Genomic DNA, 15,077 nt, shown 5'->3' with positions numbered 1-15,077 from the left:
TAAGCCAACTCTTAAATTAATGCATCAAATAAAAACGTGGTGATAAATTCAATCTCACCCTGGGTCGCCCGCTTCGGCGGCTTGATACCGGCTGGTACCGTGCTCGACCTCGCTTGCGGCAATGGCCGCCATGCGCTGTGGCTGGCGCAACGAGGTCTGCAGGTGCTGGCGGTTGACCGCAATCCGGAGTTGCTGGCCGAGATCGACGCTGCCGGCATCACCGATATCGCTACGCAGCAGATCGAGCTGGAAGCCGGCCCCTCGGATGCGCTTGCAGCATTGTTCCAGGCCCATCGGTTCAGCGCCGTGGTAGTGACCAACTACCTGCATCGGCCCTTGTTTCCCGCGATTTTGGAAAGCGTGGCAAAGCAGGGTGTTCTGCTCTATGAAACATTTGCCGCCGGTAATGAACAATTTGGCAAGCCGTCGAACCCTGATTTTTTATTGCAACCCGGCGAATTGTTAGCCCTGCTGGCGGCCGATACTGCCGGCAACTGGCGCGTGGTGGCCTTTGAGGATGGCTTTGCAGATGGGCCGAAACCGGCTATGGTGCAGCGGATTTGCGCCATCAAGTGTGCCGCTGAGCAAGGCGGCGCCGCCGCTTCCAGCTTGCGTATCGCGTAAAGAGTTTGACTCGGGGCGCGAACGGCTTACGTAGTGTTTCCTCAAGGAAACTGTATTTGTAAACTGATTTACAAGTTGAAATAACCCATAGCCACGGCGATCCGCTACAATCAGTCTTTTATTTTTTCGCATTCACGATCATGATCAAGGGCAGCATTGTTGCAATCGTTACTCCCATGCACACCGACGGCAGTCTCGACCTGCCAGGTTTGCGAAAGCTGATTGACTGGCATATCGCCGAAGGAACCGACGCCATCGTTATCGTCGGTACTTCAGGAGAGTCGCCGACGGTCACGGTGGAAGAGCACTGTGCCCTGATCAAGCTGGCGGTCGACCATGCGGCCAAACGGATTCCGATCATTGCTGGCACTGGTGGCAACTCCACTGCAGAAGCGATCCAGCTAACCCGTTTCGCCAAGGAAGCCGGCGCCGACGCATCGCTGCAGGTTGTGCCTTACTACAACCGGCCGACGCAAGAAGGCATGTACCAGCATTTCAAGAAAATCGCCGAGTCGGTCGATTTGCCGGTCATTTTGTACAATGTCCCTGGCCGTACCGTGGCGGACATGAGCAACGAGACCATCCTGCGCCTGGCGCAAGTGCCTGGCATTATCGGCGTCAAGGATGCAACCGGCAATATCGGCCGCGGCTCGGATCTGATTCGCCTGGCGCCGGCCGATTTTGCTGTCTATTCAGGTGACGACGCTACTGCAATGGCCCTGATGTTCTGCGGCGGCAAGGGCAATATTTCGGTGACCGCCAACGTTGCGCCGCGCGATATGCACTTGTTGTGTGTCGCTGCGATGAACGGAAATGTTGCTGAGGCTGTCAAACTGAACAACAAGCTTTTGCCGCTGCATAATAAATTGTTTGTTGAGCCGAATCCTTTGCCCGTGAAATGGGCGCTCACAGAGATGGGCATGATGTCTGACGGTATCCGTTTGCCATTGGTGCCGCTGGCCGCCGAGTTTCATGCAACGGTGCGGGCGGCACTGCGTGAATCGGGTGTACTAAAATAAGCTGCGCTGACAGGCGTTTTCCCTAGAACTTCTCTCGTCTTTTTGATCCTGTATCCACATGACTATTCGCAAGAACATTTCATCGACTCAAATCAGTCTCACACAACGTAGCGCTGTCATCGCCTTGGCGCTAGCCGGTCTGGCAGGATGCTCGTCGATCAGTTCGGTGCTCGAGCCGGATCGCATTGATTATAAAAGCGCAGGCAAGGTAACGGCGCCAAAGCTGGATGTTCCTCCTGATCTGACCCAGTTGCAGCGCGAAAATCGTTATGCGATTCCTGAGGCGAATGCAGGCACTGCGACTGCTTCCGGCTATAACCTGGATCAGAGCGTTCGCCCGGCTGCGGCTGCCGCGGCGGTTGCGCCTAACGCTACCCCTGACATGCACATCGAGCGCGATGGTTCGCAGCGCTGGCTGGTGGTTAATGCAAGCCCGGAAAGCCTGTGGCCTAAGGTCAAGGATTTCTGGCAGGATTCTGGCTTCCTGATCAATATCGAAAATTCGGAAACCGGCGTGATGGAAACCGACTGGGCTGAAAACCGCGCCAAGATTCCGCAGGATTTCGTTCGCAACACGCTGGGTAAGGTATTCGATTCGCTGTATTCGACCGGTGAGCGCGACAAGTTCCGCACCCGCCTGGAACGCGGCCCTAACGGCACTACCGAAATTTACATCAGCCAGCGCGGCGCGGAAGAAGTATTGTCCGGTGCGCAAAAGGAATCGAGCATCTGGACTGCGCGTCCTTCGGATCCGCAACTGGAAGCTGAATTCCTGTCGCGCCTGATGGTGCGTCTGGGCAGCGACGAAGTGAAGGCTAAAGCTGCAGTTGCCAACGCGCCATCGTTGCAAGCACGTTCCAAGCTGGTCAAGAACGCTGCGGGCGATTATGTACAGATCGATGAAGGTTTCGACCGCGCATGGCGCCGTGTCGGCCTGGCGCTGGACCGCGTCGGCTTCACGGTGGAAGATCGTGACCGTACCCAAGGTACCTACTTCGTACGCTATGTCGATCAGGATGCTGATGCCAAGGACAAGAAATCGGACAAGGGTTTCTTCGCCAAGATCTTCAGCAGCTCGGATAGCGACAAGGCAAAAAATGCGGCTAGTTACCGTATTCTGGTCAAGGGCTCTGATGCTGGCAGCCAGGTTGCCGTGTTGAACAAGGATGGCAAGCCTGAACTGTCGAAAACTTCCGGCAAGATCCTGGTTTTGCTGAACGAGCAGCTGAAGTAAGCTGGCCGTCAGTCGTAAAAATGCAATGCGGCGTCATGGTTAACGCTACCAGGAACTAGGAACTACTCTTGAAATTCGCAAGTCTGGGTAGTGGTAGCGAAGGCAACGCATTGCTGATTTCAGCAACGTCAGGCAGCACGACCACTAACGTGATGCTTGATTGCGGCTTTGGCATTCGGGAAACCGAACGCCGCCTGGCCCGCCTGGGTCTGGATGCCGCCGGACTCTCCGCAATTATCGTCACCCACGAGCACCAGGATCATATCGGCGGCGTTTTCAAATTCGCCCGCCGTCATCGCTTGCCGGTGTGGCTCACCTACGGTACTTATCAAGCCTTGCGCCAGGACAGCACCGCCGACGTTGCGGTCAGTTTTTGCCGCGACGGCGACAGTTTCGCCATCGGCGATCTTCAATTAATTCCTTATACGGTTCCGCACGATGCGCGCGAGCCGGTGCAATACGTGGCAACCGACGGCGACCGCCGGCTCGGCGTGCTGACCGACGCCGGCAAGCTCACCGAACATCTGGTGCAAATCCTCGGCGGTAGCGATGCGCTGGTGCTGGAGTGTAATCACGATCGGCAGATGCTCAGCGATTCGGCATATCCGCTATCGCTCAAGCGCCGTATCGGCGGCCAGTACGGTCATTTATCGAACGATGTCGCGCGTGAAATCCTGGCGGCGCTGGATCAGTCGCGCTTGCGCAAGGTGGTCGGTGCGCATCTTAGCGCGCGTAACAATTTGCCGGAGTTGGCGTACGCGGCGCTGTGCGGCGCGCGCCATAGCGAATTGGTGGAGGTGACGATCGCGTGCCAGGAAGAGGGCTTCGGCTGGATCGAGATGTGAAGTGATGCCTGGATGTGTAGTGCGTGTTGTGTGACGCTTGATGCGGTCAACTACGGTGAGATGCGGATTCGACCTTCGTCCGAAATTCCGGGTAATAAAAAAGCCGACCCAGGGGTCGGCTTTTTTTAAGCAACCAATGATTACTTGGAAGCAGCAGGAGCGGCAGCAGCTTTAGCAGCGTCAGCAGCAGCGTCAACAGCTGTGTGAGCAGCATCAGCAGCAGCGGAACCAGCAGCAGCAGCGGCGGAGCCGGCAGCAGTTGCAGCGTCAGCAGCAGCGGAACCAGCGGCAGTTGCAGCAGCAGCAGCGTCGGAAGCAGCGGATGCAGCAGCGTCAGCAGCAGCAGGAGCAGCAACAGATGCAGCAGGAGCAGCGTCAGCAGCAGGAGCTTCGTCTTTTTTGCCGCAAGCAGCCAGAGTCAGAGCCAACAGGGATGCGATCAACAGTGTTTTTTTCATGAATGTTCCTTCAGTAGTAATCAAAATTTTTGCGATGAATAATTACCGGTAATTATCGCTCTACAGGACGTTTTCGCAGTGCTTTGCCAGGACTGCGCATCGCGATGCAACAAAAACTTTCCAGCTCAGAATTATAGCTGGAATTTGTTAAATATGACATTAACGGTTTGCTATTTGGTAAGAATTTGTATCAATGCAACAGCGCTTTCAGATGTGCTGGTAACCGCTTCTATTTCGTTGTCGGGCGCGATTCGCTGCATTCGTTCAAATTCCTGCCGAAAGTACATTCGCCGTCGTTGCATGGCTACTCCCGGCAGATATGTTGAGATACATACATTTCGCAGCTGATTTGTTAAATAATGTCACTTGCAGATAATGTTTATGCAAATCGGATTAATGGATTTCGTATTTGTTTTATTGTTAATGGCATTAAAATAATGTCTTATTTAAAATATTATGTATTCTATTTCGATGTTTTAAAAGAATTCCTTAATCTCTTATGCCTATTTAAACATCAGTCATAAAATCCTGAACGTTATTATTTTATATTTGGAGCGCTTCGCCTTGCACTCAGCCTAGTGTAATCCAGCCGTCTTCGTACCAGGTGTAGAGTGCCTCAAGCACGTCGGTGGAGACCTTGGCGGCGGCTTCACTGTCGAGCCTGCGCTGGTCTGCCAGTAACGTCAATGATGTTTTATCGGCACGTCCGGCGGCGAATGACTCGCCATTGATAAATACATGTTTTCCGCGGTACAGCATCTGGGTTTTGCGCGAAAGCGCCACGCCACGTTTGTTTAATGCCGCAGTAAAGCGCGCCAGCGTCAGAGGCCGTGCCGGTGATTCGAAAAATACATTGGCTTTCGGTTCGGATAAATATTCGCCGACGAAAATGGCAATATCGTCCTCGGTGAAGCGGACTTTATTGAGTTCGTCCGAGATTTGCGACAGCATGCCGGCGCCGATTTCTGCCGGATGCTTGCTGGGTTCCAGATCGGGATCCGCATAGCGCCCCGGCAGGTCAATGGAATCAGCCATGAACTGCAGGAATGCTTCGCCCAGCTCTTGAAATGGCGGGGCGCGGAAGCCGATCGAATAAGTCATGCATTCGCCGATTGCGGTGCCGTCATGGGCGTACTGTGGCGGCAGGTAGAGCATGTCGCCGGGTTCCAGGATGAACTCCTGTTCGGGCTCGAAATTCTTGAGTATCTTCAGTGCGCTGCCTTCTACCAAGGTAAGGTCTTGGGTAGCGCCTATTTTCCAGCGCCGCTGGCCGTGAGCCTGCAACAAAAACACATCGTAAGAATCGAAATGCGGACCGACGCCGCCGGTATCGGTGGCATAGCTGATCATCAGGTCATCCAGCCGGGCATCGGGAATGAAGCGGAACTGGCGCAACAGGGCATCCGCACCGTCGTCATGCAGGTTGACGCCCTGCACCAGCAAGGTCCAGTCCTTTTGGTCGGTACTCGGCAAATCGGTGGCAGGACCGTTGGTTACTTGCCATTGTTTCTTGAAGTGCGTCACCAGGCGCGATTCGACGTCGTCCCGCTGTGCCAGTTCAAACAGGGCTTCAGGCGACAGCAGGGGCTTGAAGCCGGGCAGGGCCTGACGAATCAGCAAGGGTTTTTTATGCCAGTAATCGCGTAAAAATTGCGCGGGGGACAGGCCGCCCAGGAGTGTGGAATTTTTCATTTCGTCATTATATCGGGTTGTCTGCCGCAAAATTAGGCCCTGCTCACGAATTGGCGTGTAATCAGCGGGTATAATCCCAACGCATGTTAAATGAAAGGAATGATCATGAAGATTGCCAAAAATACGGTAGTGACTGTGCGCTACAAATTGTCAGATGCCCAAGGCAATCTGATCGAAGAAAGCAGCGAACCGATGGTGTATTTGCACGGCGGTTACGAAAACACGTTGCCGAAAATCGAAGAAGCACTGGATGGCAAGGAAGTCGGCTATCAAACCGAGCTGCAAGTTGAGCCGGATGACGCGTTTGGCGAGTACGACTCGAATCTGGTCAAGATAGAGCCGCGCAATCGCTTGCCGACACCGCTGGAAGTCGGCATGCAATTTGAAGGCACGCCAGACAACGAGGATGAAGAAGAGCAGGCATTGATTTTCACGGTGACTGACATTGCCGACGACAAGGTTGTGCTCGACGGTAATCACCCGCTGGCCGGGATTGCCCTGCGTTTCGATCTGAGCGTGACGGAAGTCCGCGCCGCATCGGAAGAAGAAATCGCCCATCAACACGTTCACGGCGCCCACGGTCATCATCACGACGATCAGGACGACGATGGCGCGGACGACCATTTCCGCAGTCACCCAATCCACTAATTCGTAGGGTGGGCACATTGTGCCCACGCGTGAACTTACTCCGTGTGCATGCCTATTTCGGTGCCGCGCGGGTCCGTACTCCGGTTATCACGGTTACGCGTGGGCACGATGTGCCCACCCTACGATAGAGTTATCGTCGCGAGAGCGTCTGCGAATCGGCAGGCTTGCCAATTTCGAACAGCTTAGGATTGGCCGGGTTCACTGTTATCTTCAGCCAGCCGCCCGGGATTTCCAGATCCCCCAGATTGCGCTGCCACTCAATGCTCTCCGGGTGTGGCGTACTGCTGCCATGTGGTCCGTGAATGACCAGCACCTTGCCTTCAAAATGCGCTGCGTGTGAACTGATCTTTTGACGGATCTCGGCAAACCCGTCACGCTTGACATTAAAGTCGAAGACGCGGTGGCGCTGGGTAGCCAGCGGATCGCCATCGCAAAACAAGACAACCGCATCGGACTTCTTCTGCGATGCATTCAGGAAAATGCGCTGCAGCCATTCCCGGTTGGCGATTTGCCGGTCCTCGAATTCGCTGTTGCGGCCGCCTTCTGGCAGATAGTGATTGTTGGTAGCCGGCAGGTTGATCGTGGCAAATACCACATTGCCGATTTCCCAGCGCGCATTCTCTACGTAGCTGCGAAATTTGGGTGAGGTCGATTGCCTGATCAGCGGAATCTTGCTGTCGCCAAAAGAAAATTCATCAGAAAAGAACAAGTCGCGGATCCGGCTCAGGCGTTCTATCGCGGCGGAGCGGTCGGCAGAGGTTTTGCATGCAACCCAGTCGCTGGCCGATAAAGATACGATCAAGCCGTTTTTTGCGCTGTTCAACAATGCCTTGCGACGGCTGTACAACTTGTCGGTACACGGTTCGCTGCTGGCCTTGATGCCGTTTGCCACGACGAAGGCAAGATTATCGGCATCGGTTTCGCTGATGGCGTCGTGTAACGGGGCTTCATCCGCGCCGCTGCGAAATACATGTGCGATTACGCCAAAACTGAAATTGGTGGTTTCTGCCTGCGCCGCGCCGCAGCCTGCCGTCAGCGCCAGCGTTAGTAATAACGCTGGCCGAAGCGGTAGTTTGCGGAAGGCGCAGGCGTTCATCAGGTTTTTTGCGTCGCAGTGAGATGCTTCAGGCGATATAGCTGTTCCAACGCTTCACGCGGGGTCAAGGCGTCAGGGTCGATGCTATCCAGGGCAATCATCAACTCGCTATCCAATGTCCGGCTATCGCTGTCGTCATCCATATTGGCGACTTGCGCAAACAGATCGAATTGCGGCGTCGGCTGCATCGATTGCGATTCCAGCAAAGCCAGATGCTTGCGGGCGGCACGGATCACCGGCGGCGGAACGCCGGCCAGTTGCGCTACCTGCAAGCCGTAACTCTGGGATGCCGGACCGGCTTGCACGGCATGCAGGAAGACGATGCTGTCTTTATGCTCGACGGCGGACAAATGCACATTGGCCGCCGACGGGTGCACATCAGGCAATTGGGTCAGCTCGAAATAGTGCGTCGCAAACAGGGTGAAGCTGCGGGTGGCGTCGATCAGATGACGGGCGATTGCCCATGCCAGCGCCAGGCCGTCGAAGGTGGAGGTGCCGCGGCCCACCTCATCCATCAGCACCAGCGAGTTTTCGCTGGCGCCGTTGAGGATGGCAGCCGATTCGGTCATTTCGACCATGAAGGTGGAGCGGCCGCCGGCCAGGTCGTCGGCGGCGCCGATACGGGTGAAAATACGGTCGATCGGGCCCAGGACGGCGCTGTCGGCGGGCACGTAACTGCCGACGTAAGCCAGCAGGGTGATCAGCGCCACCTGGCGCATGAATGTCGATTTACCGCCCATATTAGGGCCGGTGATCAGCAACAGCTTGCGTTCGGTGGATAGCTGGCAGTCGTTGGCGATGAAACGTTCAATCTGTTTCTCGACTACCGGATGGCGTCCCTGCACGATCTGGATCGACGGTTCTGTCACCAGTTGCGGCACGCACCAGTCGTGGCGTGCAGCGTGATCGGCCAGGGCCACCAGCGTATCGAGTTGCGCCAGCGCGTGGGCGATGTTTTGCAAGGTGCCGATATGCGGCGCCAGATCTTGCAAAATCTGCTCGTACAGCGCTTTCTCGCGTATCAGCGCGCGTTCTTGCGCCGACAAAGCCTTGTCTTCAAACGCTTTCAATTCCGGCGTGATGTAGCGCTCGGCGTTCTTCAAGGTCTGGCGCCGGCGGTAGTCATCCGGCACCTTGGTGGTCTGGCCATGCGTGACTTCGATGTAGAAGCCATGCACCTTGTTATATTCGACGCGGAGGTTGGCAATCCCGGTGCGCGCCCGTTCGCGGGTTTCGAGGTCGACCAGGAACTGGCCGGCGTTTTCCGAAAGCCCGCGCAATTCGTCCAGTTCAGCATCGAAACCGGTGGCGATGACACCGCCGTCGCGCACCATGGTGGATGGTTCGGTGGCGATCGCGCTTTGCAGCAACTGCAGGCAATCGACCGGGGTTTCCAGCGCAAATTGCAGTTCCTGCAGCAGCGGCGCCTGGTTGTCGTTGCCGCACATGGCGATGTCGGCGCGCAGGGAATCCAGTTGCAGCAAACCGTCGCGCAAACCGGCCAGGTCGCGTGGCCGCGCCGACAGCAGGGCGATGCGGGTGGTGATGCGTTCGATATCCGGTACTGCGCTCAGCGTGCTCGAAATGGCGTTGCCGGTATCGGCTGCAATCAAGGCGCCGATGGCCGCGTGGCGGCCGCGCGCAACGGTTTGATCGCGCTTGGCATGGTGCAGCCAATGGCGCAGCAAGCGCGATCCCATCGCGGTGCGACAGTGGTCCAGCAGTGAAAACAGGGTAGGCGCGCCCGATGACGCATCCTGGCCGCGGATGGTTTCGGTGAGTTCCAGGTTGCGGCGGGTGGCGGCGTCGAGGCCGATGAATTCGTTTTCGGTTTCAACCGTGAGCGTGCGCACATGCTGCAAGCCCTTGCCCTGGGTCGACTGGGCGTAGCGCAGCAGGGCGCCGGCAGCGCCGATAGCAGCGCTCAAGCCTTCGGCGCCAAAACCGCCCAGGTTGCTGACCGCGAGCTGGTCCAACAGGGATTTCAGGCCGTGGGCAATGTCGAAATGCCATTCCGGCACGGTGGTGGTCTTGTCGACCACGTTGCTGGCCAACATGACTTCAACCATGTCAGCCACCAGGATCTCGGCCGGCGCGATCCGTTCCAGCTCCTGCTTCAGCAGGGTATCCAGCGTCTCCGGATCGCAAGCGAATTCCATCATCTTCAATGCGCCGCTGGCCATCGATAGCCATGCCAGGCCAACCTTCATCACTTTGCGTTGCTGGGTAACGAATAACGCCAGCAAAGGCTGGTCCGATTTTTCTGGCAGCAGGTTGGAGTCGGTCAAGGTGCCGGGTGTAATCACGCGCAGCACTTTCCTGTCGACCGGTCCCTTGCTGGTGGCCGGGTCGCCGATTTGTTCACATAACGCCACCGATTCGCCGAGCTTGATCAGCTTGGCCAGATATTGATCGGCAGAGTGGAACGGTACGCCGCACATCTTGATCGGCGCATTGTTATAGGTGCCGCGTGCGGTCAGCGTGATGCCCAGCAGGCGCGCGGCTTTTTCCGCGTCCTCGAAAAACAGTTCGTAAAAATCTCCCATCCGGTAAAACACGAGCGTGTCCGGATAGTCGGCCTTGATGCCGAGATATTGCTGCATGCCAGGTGAAACTTTTTGTGCCGCTACCGTCATCGGGCGGCCCGTTGCTGTTGAAAATTTGATTGCATTAAATGGGTTCTTTCTCAGGCGTCGGATGACACCTGATCGCTAATATTCGGGAATAGGCGATATTGTAAGCGGAACAAGGCTTAGCTGCCATTTCTTTGCAGTTTAGATACCCCTCGCCGTGCAAGGACGTCCGCTTGGCTAAACCAGGTTCTTATCGCGGTGGCGCGCTATCCTGGAAAAACATTTCCCGCATCAGGAACTGTTGCAGCTCGGCGGTATCTTTCAAGCGGGCGCTGAGCGTGATGACCCGGCCCAGGCGCTGCGAGCGCCAGGGAATGTCGGTGCTGGTTTTCTTGCGGATCATCTCTATCATTTTATTGACGATGGCCATTTCGATGCTTTCATCGCTGCCGCGTTCAACCGGGATATTCTGCTGCGCACTGCGGCTGGCGTTGGCGTTCCAGCCGCGGAAAATCAAACTGGCCCTGAACGGCGTTTTATCGCGCACTTCGAATATGCCGCCGGATTTATCCTTGTCGATACCCATCCAGCCTCTTTGGGCCTGGATGTTGGCGCGGGCGATGTCGTTCGGCGATTGCGGTGCTTCTTCCGCAGTCTCGCCGGCTTCGGCGCGTTCCTGGGCCTGGGCCGCTTCGCGCCGTTCGCGTGCGGCCTGGATGTGCGAAGAAAAATCCTCCTGTACCGATTGCTCGTACTTTGGCGCGTCGGGCGGCGGCGGGATGGTCGGTTGCGGTGCCGATGGAGGGGGCGAATTCGGCTTGCGAACCTGTGCTTGTTTTTGCTCTGTCTTGCGTGGCTTGGGCGCGGATTTCGGCTTGGCGGGAGGCGTCTGGAGTGTCGGCGTCGGCACGCTTTTGGGCGCGGGCGCTTCGCTGATGAGCAGCAATCCCATATTGCCAGGCGCTGGCGAAGAAACCGGGATCTCGACCGACAGCTTGGTCAGCAAGAACCAGATGCCGATGATGTGGACCAGGACGGAAACTAGCACGCCAACAGTCTTGGAAATGCGCCATTGACCGGCTTGCTGTTGCTCTGCCTGCGATAGTTCGCCTGGATTCACACTTCCTTTCCTCATCGATTCAGCCGTCGTCATGTTATTGCAACCAGCTTAAAACGCCATTGCCGGCAGCCCGTCCGGATGCCAGGCAGGCGCTTAACAGGTAGCCGCCGGTGGGGGCTTCCCAGTCGAGCATTTCGCCGGCGCAAAAGACGCCCGGCAAGGCTTTCAGCATAAGCTGCGGATCCATGCCTTCAAAGGTTACGCCGCCGGCGCTGCTGATGGCTTCATCGATAGGGCGGGCGGCCAGCAGGGTTAATGGCAACGCCTTGATGGCGTGCGCCAGAAGCATTGGGTCGGCAAAATCGGCGGCCGAGACCAGTTCGCGCAGCAAACCGGTTTTCACGCCTTTCAGTCCCAACCGGCTTTGCAGATGGCTGGACCAGGAACGTGCGCCGCGCGACCGAGATACTTCGTCGATCACCCGTTGCAAAGGCCAGTCCGGCAGCAGGTCGAGCTGTATCACTGCGGTGCCGCTGGCAGAAATCCGATCGCGCAAGCCGGCTGACAGGGCATAAATCAAGCTACCCTCAATACCTTCGGCGGTAATCACGAATTCGCCTTGTTTACGCGATGGCGGCTGATTGTCAGGGTCACCCTCATGCTGCACGGTGATGGCGACCGATTTCAAATAATCGCCGGCAAAGCGGCTACGGAAATATTCACTCCAGCCAACCTCGAATCCGCAGTTGGAGGGTTGCAGCGGCGCTATGGTAATGTCGCGCTGGCTTAATAGCTGTACCCACTTGGCATCCGAGCCCAGGCGTGCCCAGCTGCCGCCGCCTAGCGCCATCACTACGGCGTCGGCGCTGACAGCTTGTGGTCCTTGCGGGGTGTCGAAGCACAGCGTTCCGGTGTCGGTCCAGCCCAGCCAGCGATGACGCATATGAAACCGCACACCGGCCTGGCGCAAGCGATGCAGCCATGCGCGCAGTAACGGTGCAGCTTTCATGTCGGTCGGAAACACGCGGCCGGATGAGCCGACGAAGGTTTCGATGCCCAGTCCATGGACCCATTCGCGTAAGGCGTCCGGAGTGAATTGGGCCAGCAACGGCGCAATCTGCGGAGCGCGCGATCCGTAGCGGGACAGGAAGGCGTCGTAGGGTTCGGAATGGGTCAGGTTCATGCCGCCTTTGCCGGCCAGCAGGAATTTGCGGCCGACCGAAGGCATGGCGTCGTAAACATCCACTTGCACGCCGCCTGCAGCCAGCGCCTCGGCAGCCATCAGGCCGGCGGGGCCGCCGCCAATAATGGCGACTGTTTTTCTTTGCATTCCGGAATTATTCAACGACGTCATCTGTTGCTAGATGCCAATCCGATAGTGTGGTTTATTTAAGGGAGCGTTAACGGGAAGACATGCAGGGACTGCCATAAGATTCGCCAGGGAATCGGTTGCGGTAATGTCGTGCAGGATCTGCCACAGGAAACGGTTCGCAACTTTACCATATCGTGACGAAGAATATGACTAGGTGAGGAGTCTGGCGAGGCGCGAAAATTGAGCATCGGCAAGGGAGTACAAGCAAAAAGAGGCCGGTTCGCACCGGCCTCTTTTACAGAGAGTTACATTTTTCTTGCTAAATAAACTTTACGACACAAGCGTTGAGATACAAACCGGAGTGTCGCTTATCGCGCTTATCGCTTCAGCTGGCTGATGTCGCGCACTGCGCCACGGTCGGCCGAAGTGGCCATTGCAGCGTAAGCCTGCAATGCCTGCGACACGTAACGCTGGCGGTTGACCGGCTTCCAGGCATCCTTGCCTTTGGCCTCCATCGCAGCGCGTCGTTGCGCCATTTCGGTATCGCTGATTTTCAGGTGCATGCGACGCTCAGGGATATCGATTTCAATGGTGTCGCCTTCTTCTACCAAGCCGATGGCGCCGCCTTCGGCCGCTTCCGGCGAGGCGTGGCCGATCACCAGGCCGGACGAACCACCCGAAAAACGGCCATCGGTGAACAGCGCGCAGGATTTACCCAATCCTTTGGATTTGATATACGAAGTCGGATACAGCATTTCCTGCATGCCGGGGCCGCCTTTCGGTCCTTCGTAGCGGATGATGACGACGTCGCCGGCATGGACCGTATCGCCCAAAATCGCTTCCACTGCGTCATCCTGGCTTTCAAAGACGCGAGCGCGGCCGCTGAACTTGAGAATGCTTTCATCGACGCCTGCGGTTTTAACGATGCAGCCGTTTTCCGCCAGGTTACCGTACAAGACCGCCAGCCCGCCGTCTTGCGAATAAGCATGCGCCTTGTTGCGGATACAGCCGTTGTCGCGGTCGGTGTCGAGGCTGGTGAAACGCTTTTCCTGGGAAAACGCGGTCTGGGTCGGCACGCCGCCGGGTGCTGCGCTGAACATCTTATGTACTGCGGGATCCTGGGTTTGCGTGATGTCGTTATTGGCGATAGCGTCGCCCAGCGTCTTGGCGTGAATCGTCGGACGGCTGGTATCGAGCAAGCCGGCGCGCGCCAGTTCGCCCAGGATGCTGATGATGCCGCCGGCGCGATGTACGTCTTCGATATGGTATTTGTCGGTCATCGGCGCTACCTTGCACAGGCAAGGCACATGGCGTGAGATGCGGTCGATATCTGCCATCTTGAAATCGACTTCTGCTTCCTGCGCCGCGGCCAGCAAGTGCAGCACGGTGTTGGTCGAGCCGCCCATGGCGACGTCCAGCGTCATGGCGTTCTCGAACGAAGCCTTGCTGGCGATGGAGCGCGGCAGAACCGAGTAATCGTCTTGCTCGTAATGGCGTTTGGCCAGTTCAACGATCAGGCGTCCGGCGCGCAGAAACAGTTCCTTGCGATCGGCGTGCGTGGCGAGAATGGTGCCGTTGCCGGGCAGCGCCAGGCCGAGCGCTTCGGTCAGGCAGTTCATCGAGTTGGCGGTAAACATGCCGGAGCAGGAGCCGCAGGTCGGGCAGGCCGAGCGTTCGATTTCTGCGATGTCGGCATCGCTGACCGAGGCGTCGCCAGCCTTGATCATGGCGTCGACCAGGTCGATCTTGAAAATCTTTTGATCGATCACGGCAACGCCTGGCAGCTTTTCAACTACCTTGCCGGCTTCCATCGGGCCGCCGGAAACGAACACTACCGGGATGTTCAGACGCATCGCCGCCATCAACATGCCCGGCGTGATTTTGTCGCAATTGGAGATGCACACCATCGCATCGGCACAGTGGGCGTTGACCATGTACTCGACCGAATCGGCGATCAGTTCGCGCGATGGCAGCGAGTACAGCATGCCGCCATGGCCCATGGCGATGCCGTCATCGACCGCAATCGTATTGAATTCCTTGGCGACGCCGCCGGCCGCTTCGATCTCGCGCGCAACCATCTGGCCCAGGTCCTTCAGATGGACGTGACCCGGGACGAATTGGGTAAACGAGTTGACCACGGCAATGATCGGCTTGTCGAAATCGCCGTCTTTCATGCCGGTGGCACGCCACAGGGCGCGGGCGCCGGCCATGTTGCGGCCGTGAGTAGTGGTGCGGGAACGATATTGCGGCATGATTTACATCTCCAGAAATAATGGCTTTAGGGCTAGCCCTAGAGTGCCCTGCCCATAACGCCGTGTCAAATATATGATTTGTACGGTATTAATATGATTTGCATATATATCGGCTTGCGCAGCTTTTCTGGCGCAGAGGCGCTGGACTGCGGATTTTCTTGTATTTTTGCAAGTAACTGCTTTTAATTACATAAATACTAGAAAATTATTCTAATAAACCCTGATTTAAGGCGATTTGTTGCAATAATTTTCCACGTCCACAAC

At 56.8% G+C, this 15,077-nt stretch carries 12 protein-coding genes; 5 read left to right on the top strand and 7 right to left on the bottom strand.

All coding sequences use genetic code 11. The features are described 5' to 3' along the window. Positions 1-39: 39 nt before the first annotated feature. From BM029_RS12845 to BM029_RS12830, 4 genes are all read left to right on the top strand, one after another. Positions 40-624 carry a class I SAM-dependent methyltransferase gene (locus BM029_RS12845; RefSeq protein WP_371329117.1) on the top strand — a complete coding sequence of 195 codons (585 nt, stop codon included), beginning with the start codon at positions 40-42 and terminating at the stop codon, positions 622-624. Positions 625-764: 140 nt separating this feature from the next. Next, complete coding sequence (gene dapA, locus BM029_RS12840; protein ID WP_092436589.1) at positions 765-1,643, top strand: 4-hydroxy-tetrahydrodipicolinate synthase; 879 nt, start codon at positions 765-767, stop codon at positions 1,641-1,643. A gap of 58 nt (positions 1,644-1,701) precedes the next feature. Continuing rightward, positions 1,702-2,877, top strand: a complete 1,176-nt coding sequence (gene bamC / locus BM029_RS12835; protein WP_092436587.1) for an outer membrane protein assembly factor BamC — start codon at positions 1,702-1,704, stop codon at positions 2,875-2,877. Positions 2,878-2,945: 68 nt separating this feature from the next. Further along, positions 2,946-3,722, top strand: a complete 777-nt coding sequence (locus BM029_RS12830) for an MBL fold metallo-hydrolase (RefSeq protein WP_092436586.1) — start codon at positions 2,946-2,948, stop codon at positions 3,720-3,722. Positions 3,723-3,768: 46 nt separating this feature from the next. On the opposite strand, the gene BM029_RS12825 is transcribed toward BM029_RS12830, so the two are convergent. Further along, positions 3,769-4,077 (bottom strand): hypothetical protein, encoded by a 309-nt coding sequence (locus BM029_RS12825; RefSeq protein WP_170851065.1) that lies wholly within the window; start codon positions 4,075-4,077, stop codon positions 3,769-3,771. A 673-nt stretch (positions 4,078-4,750) separates the two neighbouring features. Then, on the bottom strand, positions 4,751-5,872 hold the full coding sequence (locus BM029_RS12820; protein WP_092436584.1) for a cupin domain-containing protein: 1,122 nt from the start codon (positions 5,870-5,872) through the stop codon (positions 4,751-4,753). Positions 5,873-5,977: 105 nt separating this feature from the next. Here BM029_RS12820 and BM029_RS12815 point away from each other — a divergent pair, with 105 nt between their 5' ends. Further along, a complete protein-coding gene (locus BM029_RS12815; RefSeq protein ID WP_092414494.1) occupies positions 5,978-6,520 on the top strand; it encodes an FKBP-type peptidyl-prolyl cis-trans isomerase in 543 nt (180 codons plus the stop codon). A gap of 130 nt (positions 6,521-6,650) precedes the next feature. On the opposite strand, the gene BM029_RS12810 is transcribed toward BM029_RS12815, so the two are convergent. From BM029_RS12810 to ilvD, 5 genes are all read right to left on the bottom strand, one after another. Beyond that, complete coding sequence (locus BM029_RS12810) at positions 6,651-7,616, bottom strand: hypothetical protein (RefSeq protein WP_092436583.1); 966 nt, start codon at positions 7,614-7,616, stop codon at positions 6,651-6,653. Continuing rightward, positions 7,616-10,252, bottom strand: a complete 2,637-nt coding sequence (gene mutS / locus BM029_RS12805) for a DNA mismatch repair protein MutS (RefSeq protein ID WP_092436581.1) — start codon at positions 10,250-10,252, stop codon at positions 7,616-7,618. The genes BM029_RS12810 and mutS overlap by 1 nt, the downstream gene beginning before the upstream one ends. Positions 10,253-10,439: 187 nt before the next feature. Next, positions 10,440-11,309, bottom strand: a complete 870-nt coding sequence (locus BM029_RS12800) for a hypothetical protein (RefSeq protein ID WP_092436579.1) — start codon at positions 11,307-11,309, stop codon at positions 10,440-10,442. A 34-nt stretch (positions 11,310-11,343) separates the two neighbouring features. Next, the gene (locus BM029_RS12795; protein WP_244545030.1) at positions 11,344-12,579 is read right to left on the bottom strand and encodes a TIGR03862 family flavoprotein; all 1,236 of its coding nucleotides are present in this window, start codon (positions 12,577-12,579) and stop codon (positions 11,344-11,346) included. Between the two features lie 359 nt (positions 12,580-12,938). After that, entirely contained in the window at positions 12,939-14,813 is a 1,875-nt protein-coding gene (ilvD, locus tag BM029_RS12790) for a dihydroxy-acid dehydratase (RefSeq protein WP_092436576.1), read from the bottom strand. Positions 14,814-15,077 lie beyond the last annotated feature (264 nt).

The organism is Collimonas sp. OK607, from assembly GCF_900111995.1.
GTDB lineage: Bacteria > Pseudomonadota > Gammaproteobacteria > Burkholderiales > Burkholderiaceae_D > Collimonas.
Note: the sequence above shows the minus strand (reverse complement) of the source record. Positions and strands in the feature narration are given on the sequence as shown.